The sequence below is a fragment of the Natrinema versiforme JCM 10478 genome (assembly GCF_000337195.1).
GTDB classification, from domain to species: domain Archaea; phylum Halobacteriota; class Halobacteria; order Halobacteriales; family Natrialbaceae; genus Natrinema; species Natrinema versiforme.
This window is the reverse complement of sequence record NZ_AOID01000063.1, coordinates 82,305-97,479: the sequence shown is the minus strand read 5'-3', so window position 1 is coordinate 97,479 and position 15,175 is coordinate 82,305. Positions and strand designations below refer to the sequence as shown.

Sequence of the window (15,175 nt, the reverse complement as noted above, 5' to 3'; positions counted from 1 at the left end):
GGAGAATACCGTCGAGGAGGTGTTGACGGCCGACGATGTGTTCGAGAGTCGGATCACCGGGACAGACACCCCTCTATCGATGTGTTTCCTCTCACTCGAGTGAGAGCGTCTCGGGACGTGTGAATCGGCGTTCGATCGAAACGAGACGGATTCAGCACAGAGAAGTACTGAAAAGGAGATCTATAGCTGTACTACCGCTCCACGTATGCCGGCGGATACGACGACCTCAAACCAACGAACCCCGTCCGGGTCGAAACACATCGAACACATCGATAGAGGGGTGTGTGAGTGTGTCGTCTAGAAAGCTAGAAGAAGAAAGAAGAAACCAGTCCGTGTGATCCTTGTAACTGGCCCCTCGATAGATTTCCTCCCGTAATCCCTCGAGTTCTCACTCTTCTCGCGTTTTCCCGATCAGCAATACCCCCTCCTGTTTGACGGGACAAACACATCGATAGAGGGGTGTCTGTGTTGTGGGCTACTCGCGCTGTCCGACGTTCGAACTGTCGAAGATCGATCATTCCTCGAGCGTGCAGGGATGCCGAGACACATCGATAGAGGGGTGTCCGCTCGGGAACGGGGACATCGAACGCGAGTGATGCGCACCGAATCCGTCCCTGCTCCCTTCCTCGAGGTGCGAGTGATCAACTCTCACGTACACTTCGATAGAGGGGTGCCCGGATCGGCGATCTACGCCTTCTCGAATCGCGTCGAACCGATGTCGGGGACAGTGAGACGACGAGTCACGTCTGGCGATCCGCATTCGGCGGAACCGAACCGATCCGCTCGTTGGAGCCGTCACACTCCCTCCCGTGCCGTCCGGACATCCAGTGGATTTTATTGTTCGCCGGGGTCCACTCTCCCGATACGCGCCGACGACTATGGACGATTCACCACAGCCGTCATCCGTCGACCGGCTCGAGGCCGCCCTCGACAGCGCCGCCTTCGAGGAGGCTGTCACGCACCTCGAGCGAGTCGAAACCCACGATATGGAGACGCGGAAAGCGGCGCTTCAAACGGTAACGAAGATCGCCGAAACACAGCCGAGCACGCTCGAGCCGATCCTCGAGACGGTAACGTCGTTTCTGACCGACGAGGAACGATCGGTCCGTCTGACGACCGCGAAACTGTTCGTCGAAATCGCGGCAGCCGATCCGGACGGCGTCTCGTCGGTCGTTCCCTCGCTCGCGGCCCGGTTGGCTGACGACGACGAGTTCTATTTCGTGCGCGCTCGATCGGCGGAGGCGCTGGGCTACGTCGCGTTGGAGCACCCGGAGACGGCCGCCACGCCCGAGGTGCTGGCCGACCTGCGAATCGGTTTGTCGTTCGATGAGCCCGAGGTCAGAGAGAAGCTCGCGAAAGCGCTCGAGTTCGTGGCGCTGGGCGATCAAAATCGGCTCCGCCACCACGTCGGAACCCTGACCGAGTCGCTCGACGATCCCAACGAACTCGTCCGCTATCACCTCTGTACCGCGCTCGTCGTGATCGGCTGTACGCACCCCGATGCGCTATCCGAGAGCGTCGGTACACTGCGTGATCGACTGGACGACGAGAACCCTTACGTGCGCGGACGGGCAGTTGAGGCGCTCGGTGTGCTAGAGCGAGCGGATGCGGACGTGTCGATTCCGGACGTGACCGCGGCCGTCGACGACGATCCCGAGCAGTTCCTCACCGCTCGAGTTCGCTTTGCGACCGGTCGGGACGACCCCGCAGATAACGTTCCTGAGACGGTCGGATCGATTCCGGCCATCCGCGACCGAACCGATGAGCTCGTCGCGGAAATAACCGCGCCGGACGGCGACGAGTGTCCGAACTGCGGACTCGTGCTCCCCGAAGCGAGCGTTCCGATGTGTCCGCGATGTGGCGTTCCGTACTGAGCCAGCGACACGTCGGTGTGGTGACTCGTCCTGACCACCAGTGGGATTAGGTGGGCCTAAATCGGAACGGTTTTGTATTTTAGGTGGCCCTAAACCAGTATGCGAGGCGAAACCGGGGCGATCGAATCTATCGGAAACCGTGAATGTCGGTCGGATAGTGACGCTGTCATCGATGGCGTGTCGCGGACACGGCGCGGGGGCCTACTCGGAAACGAGACCAAGCGATCTACCGGACCGGTCAGCGGGACGAGAGACCGCGATTGGATCGAACCTATCGGCGTGGTCCGTCATGAGTAAGCGAAAGTCGACCGTCGGGCCGGATCCGACGGCTCCGTCGTCGGCAAAGGAGTCACGATTCGGGTGGCTCTTCGATCCGAATCTCATCACGGTTGTCCTCGGCAGCCTCGCGATCGTGTTCGCCGGCGGGCTCATCCAGGTGAGTTACGGGGCGTATTCGATGACGTTCGCTCAGGCGTGGGCCGCGGTGTTCAATCCCAACGTCGTGTTCAATCCGCAGGCATGGGACGCGTTCCTCCTAGGAGAAACGATGCCGGAGATGAGCACCGAGAGCCTCATCGTCTGGAACATTCGTCTCCCCCGGGTGTTCGTCGCGGCCCTCGTCGGGATGAACCTCGGCGTCTCGGGGGCGATTTTCCAGGCGGTGACGCGGAACGAACTCGCGAGCCCGTTCATTCTCGGCGTCTCCTCCGGCGCAGGGTTGATGATTTTGCTGACGCTCGTCGTATTCGGGAGTCTGACCGCTTTCCTCCCGCTGATCGCCGCCCTCGGGGGTGCCGGCGCCTTTCTCATCGTCTACGTCATCGCGTGGAAGAACGGAACGTCACCGGTTCGACTGGTACTCGCCGGCGTCATCGTCGGCACGGTCTTCGGCTCGCTGCAGACGGCGCTGTTTTTCTTCGCGGACGACATCGGCGTCGTCCAGTCGGCGATCGCGTGGACGACCGGGTCACTTACCGGGACCGACTGGGAGCAGGTCCGTCTCGTGCTTCCGTGGTCGTTCGTGGTCGTGTTGCTCTCCGTCGCCGGCTCGAGGCAGATGAACGTCATGCTGTTGGGCGAGCAGACGGCGAAGTCGCTGGGCATGTCGATCGAGAAGGTTCGTTTTGCACTCTCTGGGGTCGCGGTCCTCGCGGCGGCGGCGAGCATCGCCGTCGCGGGTATCGTCGGCTTCGTCGGGCTCATCGTCCCGCACATGGTGCGAAACCTCGTCGGGAGCGACTCGAAGAAGCTGATCATCGGCTGTCTCTTCGTCGGGCCGGCGTTGATGGTCGGTGCCGACGTAGGGGCGCGACTCGCGTTGAGCCCCACACAGATCCCCGTCGGCATCGTTACCGGCCTCCTCGGTGGGCCGTACTTCCTCTATCTCATGCGAAAACAGGAGAATATGGGTGAGATCTGAATGGGTGCCCCTGTCACGGACCCGGATCGGTCGACCGAACCGGAAGACACAGCCGTCACCGACGCGGCAGCGAGTACGCTCTCCGGTTCGGAACTCGTGTTGCAGTACTCGAGTTCGGACGACCCGATAATCGGCGGCGAATCCATCGCGGCCGAACCGGGTGCGGTCACCGCGCTCGTCGGCCCGAACGGATCGGGGAAGAGCACGCTGTTGAAGGGACTTGCCAACCAGCTCGCGCCCGAGGGCGGGTCGGTACTGCTCGGTGGCGACGACGTCCAGTCGATGGGGACGAAGGCCCTCGCCCGGAAGCTCGGCCTGCTCTCCCAAGAGAGCACGTCGCCGAGCAGTATCACCGTGGAGGATCTCGTCTATCACGGCCGCTATCCCTACCGTGGCTTTTTCGAGTCGATCTCCGACGCGGATCGCGAGGCGGTCGAGCGTGCGATCTCCCTTGCGGGCTGTGGGCACCTCCGCGGGCGCGAGGTCGGCAGCCTCAGCGGTGGCCAGAAACAACTCGCGTGGATCGCGATGGTGCTGGCCCAGGAAACCGACGTGCTCTTGCTCGACGAACCGACGACGTTCCTCGATCTCCACCATCAGCTCACGGTCATCGAGATCATCAAACGGCTGCGCGAGGAAAGCGACATTACGGTCGTCGTCGTGCTCCACGACATCGAACAGGCGGCGCGGCTCGCCGATCACATGATCGTCCTCGAGGACGGCGAAATACGGGCTCGAGGGGCACCTTCGGAGGTTGTTACCGAATCGCTGCTCGAGGCGGTGTTCCGGATCGACGCCGATGTCGAACTGACCGAGCGCGGACCGCGGATCGATCCGCTCCGCGCCCGCAACGACGGTAATGAACCGGATCGCGATGACGCGGAGAGCCGGCGACACGATGGCACGGAGGCTACAGAATGACCGAGCAGAAGGGGCTCGAGACGGAACTCGATGCCTCGCGCTCGCTCGAGGAACTGACCACCGAGCGGACGACGGTGGCCATCGCCCACCGACTCTCGACGATCAAGGATGCGGACACGATCCTCGTCCTCGAGGACGGGCGGATCGTCGAGCACGGCACTCACGACGACTTGCTCGCAGCGGACGAGCTGTACGCGACGCTCTGGGGCGTCCAAGCCGGTGAAATTGATGCCGCCCCCGAATCGTTTCTCGAGGCCACCGCTCAAGAGGTAGTCGGCGACCGCTCTTGATTTAGGCCCGCCTAATAATCGGAGCGTTTATTATGTTTTAGGCAAGCCTAAAAGACGATGGGAGACAAAATGAGAGGCAACGGCCCGACACGGCGGGATTTCGTGACGTGCAGCGGCACGGCCGTCGGAAGCGGACTGCTGGCGGGGTGTTCGGAGTTCGTAGGCCAGACCGACTCGGGATCGACGGCGGAAGCAGGCGGGGGCTCCTACTCGGTGACGATATCACCGGTTGGAACCATCGAATTTGAGGCGGTCCCCGATCGGATCCTCACCTATAGTATAAATTACGTCGACATGGCGGTGGCTTTCGGCCACGGTGAAGCGATCAAGGCGATGCCGACGGAGCGCTTTTATACTGGCTATTACGACCAGTTACCCGATATCGGGTTTGACCCCTCTACACGGATGACGAGCAGTTACGACAACAAGGAACTTATCTACGATGTCGATCCCGACCTCATCTTGCTCGATCCGACGTGGTACTCCGTTTACGGCGAGTACTACGACTTCGATGAGAACGATGTTGAGGAAATCGAACGGAACGTGGCTTCCTACTTCGGAAATCGGTTCTCGCGGGCGCACAACGAGCGAGTCGATCAAAGCGTCGAGAATTACGAATTCTACACCGCCTGGGAGTTATACAACAAGGTCGCACAGGTATTCCGCGAGACCGAGAGGTATCAGGCGTTAAAACGCGTTCGTGACGATCTCGTCTCACTCGTCGAATCCAACCTCCCGCCTGCGGACGAACGCCCGACGGTGGCACTGGTTGCGATGAACGACTGGGGTGTGTTCTCGCCGTATAAGATAGACAACGAGGGATACGGCGTCTCACACTACCGGCCGCTCGGCGTGCGGGACGTATTCGCCGAGAGCGATCGGACGTACGAATCGGACGCAGGAACCTACGACCTCGAATTGATGCTCGAAATCGATCCGGACGTTCTCATTCACAACTTCGGCACGGGCGGCTTTGACGAACGATATCAGTCGATGCTCGAACTTGAAGACGATCCGGTTGGCTCGAAGTTGAGCGCGGTACAGAACGATCGGCTGTACGGTGGCGGCGATTCGATGCAGGGCCCGATTTATAATCTGTTCCAGATAGAGATGGCTGCGAAGCAAATCTACCCCGAGCAGTTTGGCGAGTTCCCAACCTACAACGACGATGGGACGTACGACATCCCGGAATCGGAGCAGTTGTTCTCGCGAACGCGCGTCGCGGACATCATCAATGGAGACTTCGATGCATGAATGGCGATGGCGACGGCACGACCGATGGACCGACGCGTAGGGAGACGCTGAAATACGGCGGCGCACTTGCGGCTGGGACCGCCCTCGCGGGCTGTTCGGAGTTGGCCGGGCAGGACGACGGCACTGCAGGGACTGACAGCCAAGGTTCGTACGAAGCCTGTATCGAGCCCGTCGACTGTCTCTCCCTCGAGGAGGTTCCGGAGACGTGGATGGCGCTTACGGGTCCGTGGGCGGATATGGCCGTTGCACTCGGCCAACGCGATGGGTTTCGGCCCGCCGGATGGTATCCAGAGTCGTACTTCTATGACCGCGTCGGCGTGTCGATGCCGACGGACGTTCCGAACCCGCTGGCCGGGGGCGGTTGGGACAAGGAGTTGTTCTACGAACTCGATCCGGATATCATCCTCTGTGACCCGAACTATCTCCACGGAACCGGCTTCGACGACTCGTGGGACGAGTCCGACACCGAGGAGATCGGAGAGACCGTCGCTCCCTTCTTCGGGAACAATATCGTTCGCCGACGCGAGTTTCACGACTACGAACTGTACTCGCTGTACGAGGCGTTCGACCGGTTGGCCGACGTCTTCGACGAGCGCGAGCGGTACGAGGCGTTCGCCGACGTCCACGACGACCTCTGGGCTGAGATCGACTCGGAATTATCGGCCGACCGCGATCGTCCCGAAATCGGACTCATCAACTTCGGATCCGACCTCGAAAGCGGCGATTTCGCGGCGATGACGACTGATTCCGAAGGCCTCGAGATGAAGCAGTATCGCGACCTCGGCATCGACTCAGCGTTCAGCGAGGAACACACCGACGGAATGCTCGACTACGAGGCGCTGGCGGATATCGACCCCGAAATCATCGTCGTCCACGGCGGCGTTCGCCTCACGGACGAAACCGGCGAGTTCTCCGCGAGCGCGTTTCACGACCAGTTCGTCGCGCCGCTTTCGGACCATCCCGTCGGCCGTCAACTCACTGCTGTCCAGAACGACGCCGTCTATCCGGGCCCGTACTTCCAACAGGGGCCGATCGTGAGCCTGTTCCAGACCGAACTCGTCGCACGCCTGCTCTACCCCGAAACGTTCGGCGCGTTCGACCCTGAGCGGTTCCCGGACGTTCCCGAGGACGAACAGCTGTTCGATCGCCAGCGCGTTGCAGAAATCATCGACGGTGAGATCTAAATGAATCCCGAGAATACAAACACGACAGCGGCACCGACACGCAGAGACACGATCAAGTACGGCGCGGCGCTTGCGACCGGGACCGCCCTCGCGGGCTGTTCGGACCTGGTCGGACAGGAGGGTTCCCAAGGGACCCAGACGACTGAGGACGGCTCGTACTCGGTATCGATGGAACCGATGGGGACGGTCTCGTTCGACGAGGTCCCCGAGCGATGGATCGCATACGACGGCGGCTACACCGATATGGCCGTCGCACTGGGCCAGGCCGATGGGTTGGCCGGCGTCGGTGGCGCGGACCGGTACTACACTTACGTCTACGACGAACTTCCCGGCGTCTCGGTCGATCAAGCCGTCCTTGAGCAGTATCCGGAGGTCAGGACCAAAGAGGAGTTCTACGAACTCGAGAGCGACGTCCACCTGTATGACCCCCAGATGCTCATCAACTGGTTCGACTGGGGTGAGGAAGACGTCGACGAGATCGCGACGACCGTCGCGCCGTTCGTCGGGAACCTGATCTTTCGGCGCTCCGACGGGTGGCACGACTACCGCTACTACACGCTATACGAAGCGTTCGAGAAGGTTGCCGAAGTGTTCCAACAGCAGGCACGCTACGAGGCCTTCAGCGACCTTCACGACGAGTTCATCGCGTCGATCCAAGAGCGACTCCCGCCGAGCGACGACCGACCGGACGTCTTCCTCACGTTCGAGGGGACCGACGAGCCGGAGACGTTCTCGCCGTATCGACTCGACGACGCTGGGACGAGCAAGAAACAGTGGCGCGATCTCGGCGTTCACGACGCACTGACGGGGACCGATATCGACAATCTCAGCACCACGAACCGCGGTGAACTCGACTACGAGAACTTACTTGAGGTCGATCCCGAGGTAATTCTCGTCCGCGGGCACGAACGAAAGTCCGCCGCGGAGTTCCGGGACGTCGTTCTCGACTACATGCAGAGCCATCCCGTCGGGAGCGAGCTTTCCGCCGTCCAGAACGGGCGCGTCTACCGCGGCGGCTACCTCAATCAGGGGCCGATTCACAACCTCTTCCTGACCGAGCGAGCGGCGAAGCAACTGTTCCCCGACGAGTTCGGGGAGGTGACCGGCGACGACCAACTCTTCGACCGACAGGCGGTCGCAGACATCATCACCGGAGAGTTCGAACGATGAGTGACAATACCGACAGCACGACCAGAGACCCGACGCGCAGAGACGCGTTGAAATACGGCAGTTCACTCGCGGCCGGCGTTGCCCTCGCGGGCTGTTCGGAGCTGGCCGGGCAGAGCGACGGAGTCGAGACGGACGGAAGCGAGTCGTACACGGTGTCGATGCCACCGATGGGCGAGGTCACCTTCGACGCCGTGCCCGAGACGTGGATGGCGTACTTCAGCACCTATGCTGACATGGCTATCGCGCTCGGCCAACTCGACGGTCTGCAGGGACTCATTTACACGGAGAACTGGCCGAGCGCGTTCTACGACGCGCTTCCGGGCGTCGATGTCTCGTTCGACGACGTTCCGCAGCTCATGAGTGAGGGCGGAATTGATAAGGAAACGTTCTACGACCTCCAGAGCGACGTCCACCTGTTCGATCCGAACTTCATCAGCGTCCTTGATGACAGCTGGGAATCGGCGGATTTCGATGAAGTCTCCACCGGCATCGGCCCAATCGTCGGCAACTCGATTCGTCGTCGCGGCGACGATTGGCACGACTATCCGTACTACTCGCTGTACGAGGCCTTCGACGTAATCGCCGATGTCTTCCAACAGCGAGAGCGATACGAGGCGCTCAACGAGATTCACGAACGCCTCCTCTCGAAGATTCAGTCCGAACTACCGCCGAACGAGGAACGACCGACCGTCGGACTGCTATCGATCAACTCGAACTTCGAGAAGGGTGCGTTCTATGCCTATCCGGTTCACGACGGGAACGGACACAAGCAGTACCGGGACCTCGAGATGCGAGGCGCGTTCGACGACGAGATCGATGGGAGCTACGCGGAGTGGGACTACGAACGGCTCCTCGAGATCGATCCGGACGCGCTGCTGTTCCAGTACGGGTTTTCTCACGTCTCGACCGAACAGTTCGAGCAGCGAATGGATGCCATGCGCGAAGACCCAGTCGGTAAACGGCTTACCGCTGTCCAGAACGATCGGCTCTATCGCGGTGGAACCTCCTATCAGGGACCGATTATCAACCTGTTCCAGACCGAAGCTGCCGCAAAGCAGTTCTACCCCGAGACGTTCGGAGAGTGGAACGGTCTCGAAACGCTGTCGAACGGCGATGAGCGCCTCTTCGACTACGATCGCGTTGCGGACATCATCAACGGAGAATTCGAACGATGACGGATGACGACGCGGTTCGACATGAGGCGGTGACGCGACGAGACACCCTGAAGTACGGCGGAACGGTCGTCGGCGGCGGGCTGCTGGCGGGCTGTTCGGAACTCGCCGGCCAGAGCGAACCGGGTTCGTCCGGCGAGTCGGACGGGTCCTACTCGGTGACGATGTCACCCGCCGGCGAGATCACGCTCGAGCAGCCGCCGGAGAACGTCCTCACAGTCCTCCCGCATCACGCGGATATGGCGCTTGCAGCCGGCCACGGCGATGCCGTCTCGTCGATGCTGTACAACCCCGAGTACAACGACACGATCTGGAATAAATTCCTCGAGCGCCTCGACGGTGTCTCCGCGGAGTGGGCCGACCTCCCCGGTACGTGGGATCCGGACAAGGAGTTCCTCTACGAACTCGAGAGTGACCTCCACTTGGCTGATCCAGCCTACATGACGACGATGGGTGCCTGGAGTACCGACGACATCGAGGAGATCGGCGAGACCGTCGCCCCGTGGTTCGGGAACACGTTCAGTAACGCGAACAAGGAGCCGCCGGCCGAGTGGGCCGACGGCTACGAGTACTACACGCTCTGGGAAATCTTCGCGAAGGTTGCACAGGTCTTCCAAGCGGAGGCGCGGTACCAGGCGCTCGCCGACGTTCACGCTGAGATGCTCGCGACCATCGAAGCGGACCTCCCGTCCGAAGACGAGCGACCGAGCGCGGCGATGATCATTCTCAACCAGTCCGAGGACAGCATGTACGTCTACGCGCTGAACGGTCCCGGTTTCCTGACGGCCCACACCCGTCCCCTCGGTGCGACGGACGTCTTCGCCGACGTGGCGACCGAGTCGACGGTCGACTTCGAGGCGCTCATCGAGGCCGACCCCGATGTCATCCTCTGTCTCGCGGGGATGTCCGAATTCAGGCACGTGTCGAAGACGCGAGAGCGACTCGCGGACGATCCGACGACGGCGTCGGTGTCGGCCGTCGAAAACGGCCGGATCTACACGCAGGGCGGGCGGAATCAGGGACCGATCATGAACCTGTTCCAGACCGAGATGGCCGCGAAGCAACTCTATCCCGATATCTTCGGCGAGTGGCCGACCTATACTGAGGGGCCATACCCCGAAATTCCGGCCGACGAGCAGTTGTTCGACCGCGATCAGGTTGCAGACATTATCAACGGTGACTTCGACGCATGAACGGTACTAACGACAGCACGACCGACGGACCAACGCGCAGAGAGACGCTGAAATACGCCGGCACGATCGCAGTTGGAACCGCCCTCGCGGGCTGTTCGGAACTCGTCGGACAGAGCGAGAACGAGGACGCGGGATCCGGCGACGGCACCTATTCGGTGACGATGGCACCGATGGGCGAGGTATCGTTCGACTCGCCGCCCGAGAGCATCTTCACGCGGCTGACCCACCACGCCGGGATGGCCTTCGCTCTCGGTCGCGGGAACGACGTCAACGCGATGCACGCACCCGAATACTATGACAAACTGTGGAATCAGTTCACGCCGCGACTGCCCGGCGTTACGCTCGACTGGACCGGGTTGTACTCCTCGTGGGAGCCGAGCAAGGAGAAGCTCTACGACCTCGACAGCGACGTTCACCTCGCCGATCCGGCGAGCGTCAACGCCCTCGATAGCTGGAACCCGGCGGATGTCGAGGAGATCGGAGAGACCGTGTCCCCGTGGTTCGGAAACACGTTCAGCGACAGACACGAACAGCCGCCATCAAACTGGGCCGATCGCTACGAGTACTACGGCCTCTGGGAGCTGTTCGAGAAGGTCGCGGCCGTCTTCCAGGAGGAAGAGCGGTACGAGGCGCTCGCGGAGATCCACACGTCCCTGTTGGACACGATCGAGACGAACCTGCCTCCGAAACAGGAGCGCCCGACCGTTGTCATGGCGGGGATGAGCGACATCGAGAGCATGTACGCCTACACGCTGGACACGCCCGGATTCCTGACGGCCCATGTGCGCCCGCTCGACCCGATCGGCGCGCTGGGCGATGACACCTCTTCGGGCGACGTGATCGACATGGAAGTGCTGCTCGAGGCGGATCCGGACGTGCTCTTCTCGCTTGGCGGGATGCACCCCGAAACGGATCTGGCCGGGATTCGATCATCGCTGCGGAACCACTCCGCCAGCAGCAGGCTCTCGGCGGTCCAAAACGACCGCGTCTACCCGCAGGGGGCCCGCTATCAGGGACCGATCCTGAACCTGTTCCAATTGGAGATGACCGCGAAACAACTCTATCCCGATGTCTTCGGCGAGTGGCCGACCTACACCGAGGGGCCGTATCCGGAGATTCCGGAAGGCGAGCAGTTATTCGATCGGCAGGCCGTCGCAGACGTAATCGACGGTGATTTCGAATGAGTGATCATACTGATAGCACGCTCGAGCGATCGACCCGAAGAGACGCACTGAGATACGGTGGCGCGCTCGCGGCCGTCGTCTCCCTTTCGGGCTGTTCGGACCTCGTCGGCCAGAGCGACCCGACCGAGACGTCGGAGACCGGCTCGTACTCGGTCTCGATGGAACCGACGGGGGAGGTGACCTTCGAGTCCGTCCCGGAAACGTGGGTTCCGTACGGTGGGGATTACGCCGATATGGGCGTTGCGCTGGGGCAGGTAGACGGGATGACCGGAATCGGGCAGGCCGGCGAGTACTATACCGACATCTACGACGAGTTACCGGGCGTGAGCGTCGATCGAGACCGGATCGCGACGAACGACCTAGTCGAGGCGGAGATGGACAAAGAACTGTTCTACGAAATGGACAACGACATCCACGTCATCGACCCTGGCATGCTCCGTAACTGGTTCGATTGGACCCAGTCGGACATCGATGAAATCAGTGAACACGTCGGTCCGTTCGTCGGCAACATGATCTTTCGGCGGTCCGATAGCTGGCACGACTACCGGTTCTATACGCTGTATCAAGCGTTCGAGAAGATGGCGGAACTGTTCCAAGAACGGGAGCGGTTCGAGGCTCTCACGCAGTTCCACGACGAGTTTATCGCCGATATTCGGTCGCGAATGCCGGCCGTAGGGGATCGTCCGAACGCCCTCTTGACCTACGAGGGAACGAACGAACCCGAGACGTTCTCGCCGTACCGACTCACCGACGAGGGGACGAGCAAAAAGCAGTGGAACGACCTCGGCGTCGAAGACGCGCTCGCGGGGACCGACATCGAGAACCTCAGCACCGAGAACCGTAGCGAACTCGACTACGAGACCCTCCTCGAAGTCGATCCCGACGTTCTCCTCGTTCGGGGACACGAACAAAAATCCGCAGCCGAGTTCCGCGATACGGTACTCGAGTACATGCGAGATCATCCCCTCGGGAGCGAACTGACGTCGGTCCGGAACGGCCGAGTGTATCGTGGCGGCTATCTCCGTCAGGGCCCGATTCACAACCTCTTCCTGACCGAGCGCGGGGCGAAACAACTCTATCCGGAAACGTTCGGTGACGTAACCAGTGATCACGACCTATTCGACCGGCAGGAGGTCGCGGAGATCATCACGGGTGATCGGTGAATGCGCGCTCGAGAGTGGGCGATCGCCGGTGCCTTTCGCGATCCGGTGGATTACGATATCCCCGACCTGCCGTCGTGGCGCGTCCGCCACAGCGAGTGCGGCGGGCTGTCCTTCGCCGACGGGGACGACGAACCGTTCATCGCCGCTGACCACCCAGTGACAGTGAGACGCTAACGATAACCTATGACTGACAATACCGATAGCACGACCGATGAACCGACACGCAGAGACACGCTGACGTACGGTGGCGCTGTGATCGGCGGCGGATTGCTCGCCGGCTGTGTGGCTAGCCCGGAGGACGAAACGAGCGAAACGGACGGATCGTACTCGGTCACGATGGAGCCCGTCGGCACCGTCGAGTTCGACGAGGTCCCCGAAACGTGGTTCCCGTACACGGGCGATTACGCGGACATGGGCGTCGCGCTCGGCCAGGGTGACGGACTTTCGGCCATCGGCATCCGCGCCCGGTTCGCCTCACACCTGTACGATGAACTCCCCGGCGTCTCCGTCGACGGAAGCGAACTCACCGAGCTCTATCAGGACGGCACCGGCAAAGAGATCTTTTACGAACTCGATGCCGACGTTCACCTCATCGATCCGAACTTCATGGAGAATCGTCTCCAGTGGGATCGGGCCGATGTCGACGAGATCCGAGACGCCGTCGCGCCGTTCGTGGGGAACACGATCTTCTCGCGTGTCTACGACTGGCACGACTACGCCGACTACACGCTGTACGAATCCTTCGAGAAGATCGCCCAGGTGTTCCAAGCCCAGGATCGCTACGAGGCGTTCGCGGCGTATCACGACGAGGTGCTCGCGGACATCCGAGCGCGCCTTCCGAGCGAACCCCCGACCATTGCGGTTCTCTATCCGGATGGAGTCCCGCCGGAATCGTTCTACCCGTACCTGATCGGCTCCGGGACACAGTCCAAACACTGGAACGATCTGAACGTTGGGGATAGTCTCGCCGAGAACGGCGTCGTGGATACGCAAGCCGGCGGGGGGACCATCGACTACGAAACGCTGTTGGAGATCGATCCGGACGCCCTCGCGATCAGGTTGCAAGGCGAGATTACACAGGAGTATTTCGATGCCGAAATCATCTCCCATCTCGAGGACCACAGCGTCGCGAGCGAGCTTCAGGCGGTTCAAAACGACCGCGTCATCTACGGTGGCCTGACCTACCAAGGGCCGATTATCCACCTGTTCCAGCTCGAGCGGGCGGCTCGTGGCCTGTATCCCGACGAGTTCGGAGGCGAACAGTTATTCGATCGCCAGCGCGTTGCGGACATCGTCACCGGGGAATTTCAGCAATGAGTGCTAGCGACACGACCGACACGGACGCAGCGTTCGATCACGACGTCGTCATCGTCGGCGGCGGCCCCGCGGGCTGTGCCGCGGGCGTCTTCACCGGCCGGTACGGGCTAGATACGGTCATTTTCGATCGCGGACGGTCCTCGATCCAGCGGTGTGCCGTCCTCGAGAATTACCTCGGCTTCCCTGCCGGGATCGACATCGAGACGCTGTACGGGCTGATCCACGACCACGCGGAGGAGGCCGGCTGTGAAATCGTTCCGGACTTCGTCGAGTCGCTCGAGCGTGCCGACGGCGGCGACGGGTTCGTCGTCGGCGTTCAGGAGGGTGAGCCGGTCACCGCTCGTCGCGTGATCGCGGCCACGCGCTACGACGGCGAGTACATGCGCGGGCTCGACGACGAGACGGTGATGTTCGAGACGCACGAACACGACGGCGAGGAACACGAACACTTCGACAAGGGGTACGCCGAGGGCGACGGAACGACACCGGTCGAGGATCTGTTCATCGCATCGCCGTACGGAGCTACCGGCTACCAGGCGAGTATGGCCGCCGGGCGCGGGACGCGGGTCGCGATCACCGTCGTCGAGGCAGTTCGGCGGGAACGGGGCTATCCCGAACCCGTCGCGAATTACTACGACTGGATGCGCCCGGAGGCGGAACTCGACGAGGAGTGGAGCGACCGGGACCGATGGCGGGAGTATTTTGACGACCGACTGCCCGACGACCACGACCTCGAGGACGAGGGACGCCGCGAGCTCCGCGAACGGGAGATCGATCGCCGACTCGCGACGTACCTTTCCGACGACGAGATCGACGCTCGCGTCGAGCGCGGCCACAAGCGGCTCCTCGAACACGTCGACGATGACCTGATCCTCGAGGCGGCGCGCGAAATCGAGGCCGAGGAGTGAGTTGCGAGTGACCAATGGCGCTCCCTGTAGACACACCCCCAGCTCCCGACCGTGTGCCGCGTCTGACCGTCGTGGCGGTGAGTGAGAACGAGCAGGAATCGCTCGAGCGTCTCGCAAAATGGCGG

Annotated in this window: 13 protein-coding genes and 1 pseudogene; all 14 read left to right on the top strand. The window is 61.8% G+C overall.

All coding sequences use genetic code 11. The annotated features are described in order from the left end of the window. Positions 1-878 precede the first annotated feature (878 nt). The 14 genes and pseudogenes from C489_RS19660 to C489_RS19600 all read left to right on the top strand — a co-directional run bounded on the left by C489_RS19660 (position 879) and on the right by C489_RS19600 (position 15,050). Positions 879-1,874 carry a sister chromatid cohesion protein PDS5 gene (locus C489_RS19660; protein WP_006433139.1) on the top strand — a complete coding sequence of 332 codons (996 nt, stop codon included), beginning with the start codon at positions 879-881 and terminating at the stop codon, positions 1,872-1,874. Positions 1,875-2,163: 289 nt separating this feature from the next. Next, the gene (locus C489_RS19655; RefSeq protein WP_006433138.1) at positions 2,164-3,294 is read left to right on the top strand and encodes a FecCD family ABC transporter permease; all 1,131 of its coding nucleotides are present in this window, start codon (positions 2,164-2,166) and stop codon (positions 3,292-3,294) included. Further along, positions 3,295-4,215: an ABC transporter ATP-binding protein gene (locus C489_RS19650; RefSeq protein ID WP_006433137.1), complete on the top strand. Its 921-nt coding sequence runs from the start codon at positions 3,295-3,297 to the stop codon at positions 4,213-4,215. Positions 4,216-4,229: 14 nt separating this feature from the next. Next, a pseudogene (locus tag C489_RS19645) lies at positions 4,230-4,505 on the top strand (ABC transporter ATP-binding protein); the annotation flags it as partial. Positions 4,506-4,562: 57 nt separating this feature from the next. Continuing rightward, positions 4,563-5,759 (top strand): ABC transporter substrate-binding protein, encoded by a 1,197-nt coding sequence (locus tag C489_RS19640; RefSeq protein ID WP_239642095.1) that lies wholly within the window; start codon positions 4,563-4,565, stop codon positions 5,757-5,759. Continuing rightward, on the top strand, positions 5,756-6,943 hold the full coding sequence (locus C489_RS19635; protein ID WP_006433134.1) for an ABC transporter substrate-binding protein: 1,188 nt from the start codon (positions 5,756-5,758) through the stop codon (positions 6,941-6,943). The genes C489_RS19640 and C489_RS19635 overlap by 4 nt, the downstream gene beginning before the upstream one ends. Further along, the gene (locus C489_RS19630; protein ID WP_006433133.1) at positions 6,944-8,113 is read left to right on the top strand and encodes an ABC transporter substrate-binding protein; all 1,170 of its coding nucleotides are present in this window, start codon (positions 6,944-6,946) and stop codon (positions 8,111-8,113) included. Continuing rightward, a complete protein-coding gene (locus tag C489_RS19625) occupies positions 8,110-9,288 on the top strand; it encodes an ABC transporter substrate-binding protein (protein ID WP_006433132.1) in 1,179 nt (392 codons plus the stop codon). Before C489_RS19630 ends, C489_RS19625 begins: the two co-directional genes overlap by 4 nt. Next, on the top strand, positions 9,285-10,478 hold the full coding sequence (locus C489_RS19620; protein ID WP_006433131.1) for an ABC transporter substrate-binding protein: 1,194 nt from the start codon (positions 9,285-9,287) through the stop codon (positions 10,476-10,478). Before C489_RS19625 ends, C489_RS19620 begins: the two co-directional genes overlap by 4 nt. After that, on the top strand, positions 10,475-11,662 hold the full coding sequence (locus C489_RS19615; protein ID WP_006433130.1) for an ABC transporter substrate-binding protein: 1,188 nt from the start codon (positions 10,475-10,477) through the stop codon (positions 11,660-11,662). The genes C489_RS19620 and C489_RS19615 overlap by 4 nt, the downstream gene beginning before the upstream one ends. After that, positions 11,659-12,825 carry an ABC transporter substrate-binding protein gene (locus C489_RS19610; RefSeq protein ID WP_006433129.1) on the top strand — a complete coding sequence of 389 codons (1,167 nt, stop codon included), beginning with the start codon at positions 11,659-11,661 and terminating at the stop codon, positions 12,823-12,825. The genes C489_RS19615 and C489_RS19610 overlap by 4 nt, the downstream gene beginning before the upstream one ends. Next, positions 12,826-12,999 carry a hypothetical protein gene (locus C489_RS22360; protein WP_006433128.1) on the top strand — a complete coding sequence of 58 codons (174 nt, stop codon included), beginning with the start codon at positions 12,826-12,828 and terminating at the stop codon, positions 12,997-12,999. Positions 13,000-13,008: 9 nt separating this feature from the next. Continuing rightward, positions 13,009-14,142 carry an ABC transporter substrate-binding protein gene (locus tag C489_RS19605; RefSeq protein ID WP_006433127.1) on the top strand — a complete coding sequence of 378 codons (1,134 nt, stop codon included), beginning with the start codon at positions 13,009-13,011 and terminating at the stop codon, positions 14,140-14,142. Beyond that, positions 14,139-15,050 (top strand): FAD-dependent oxidoreductase, encoded by a 912-nt coding sequence (locus C489_RS19600; RefSeq protein ID WP_006433126.1) that lies wholly within the window; start codon positions 14,139-14,141, stop codon positions 15,048-15,050. The genes C489_RS19605 and C489_RS19600 overlap by 4 nt, the downstream gene beginning before the upstream one ends. Positions 15,051-15,175 lie beyond the last annotated feature (125 nt).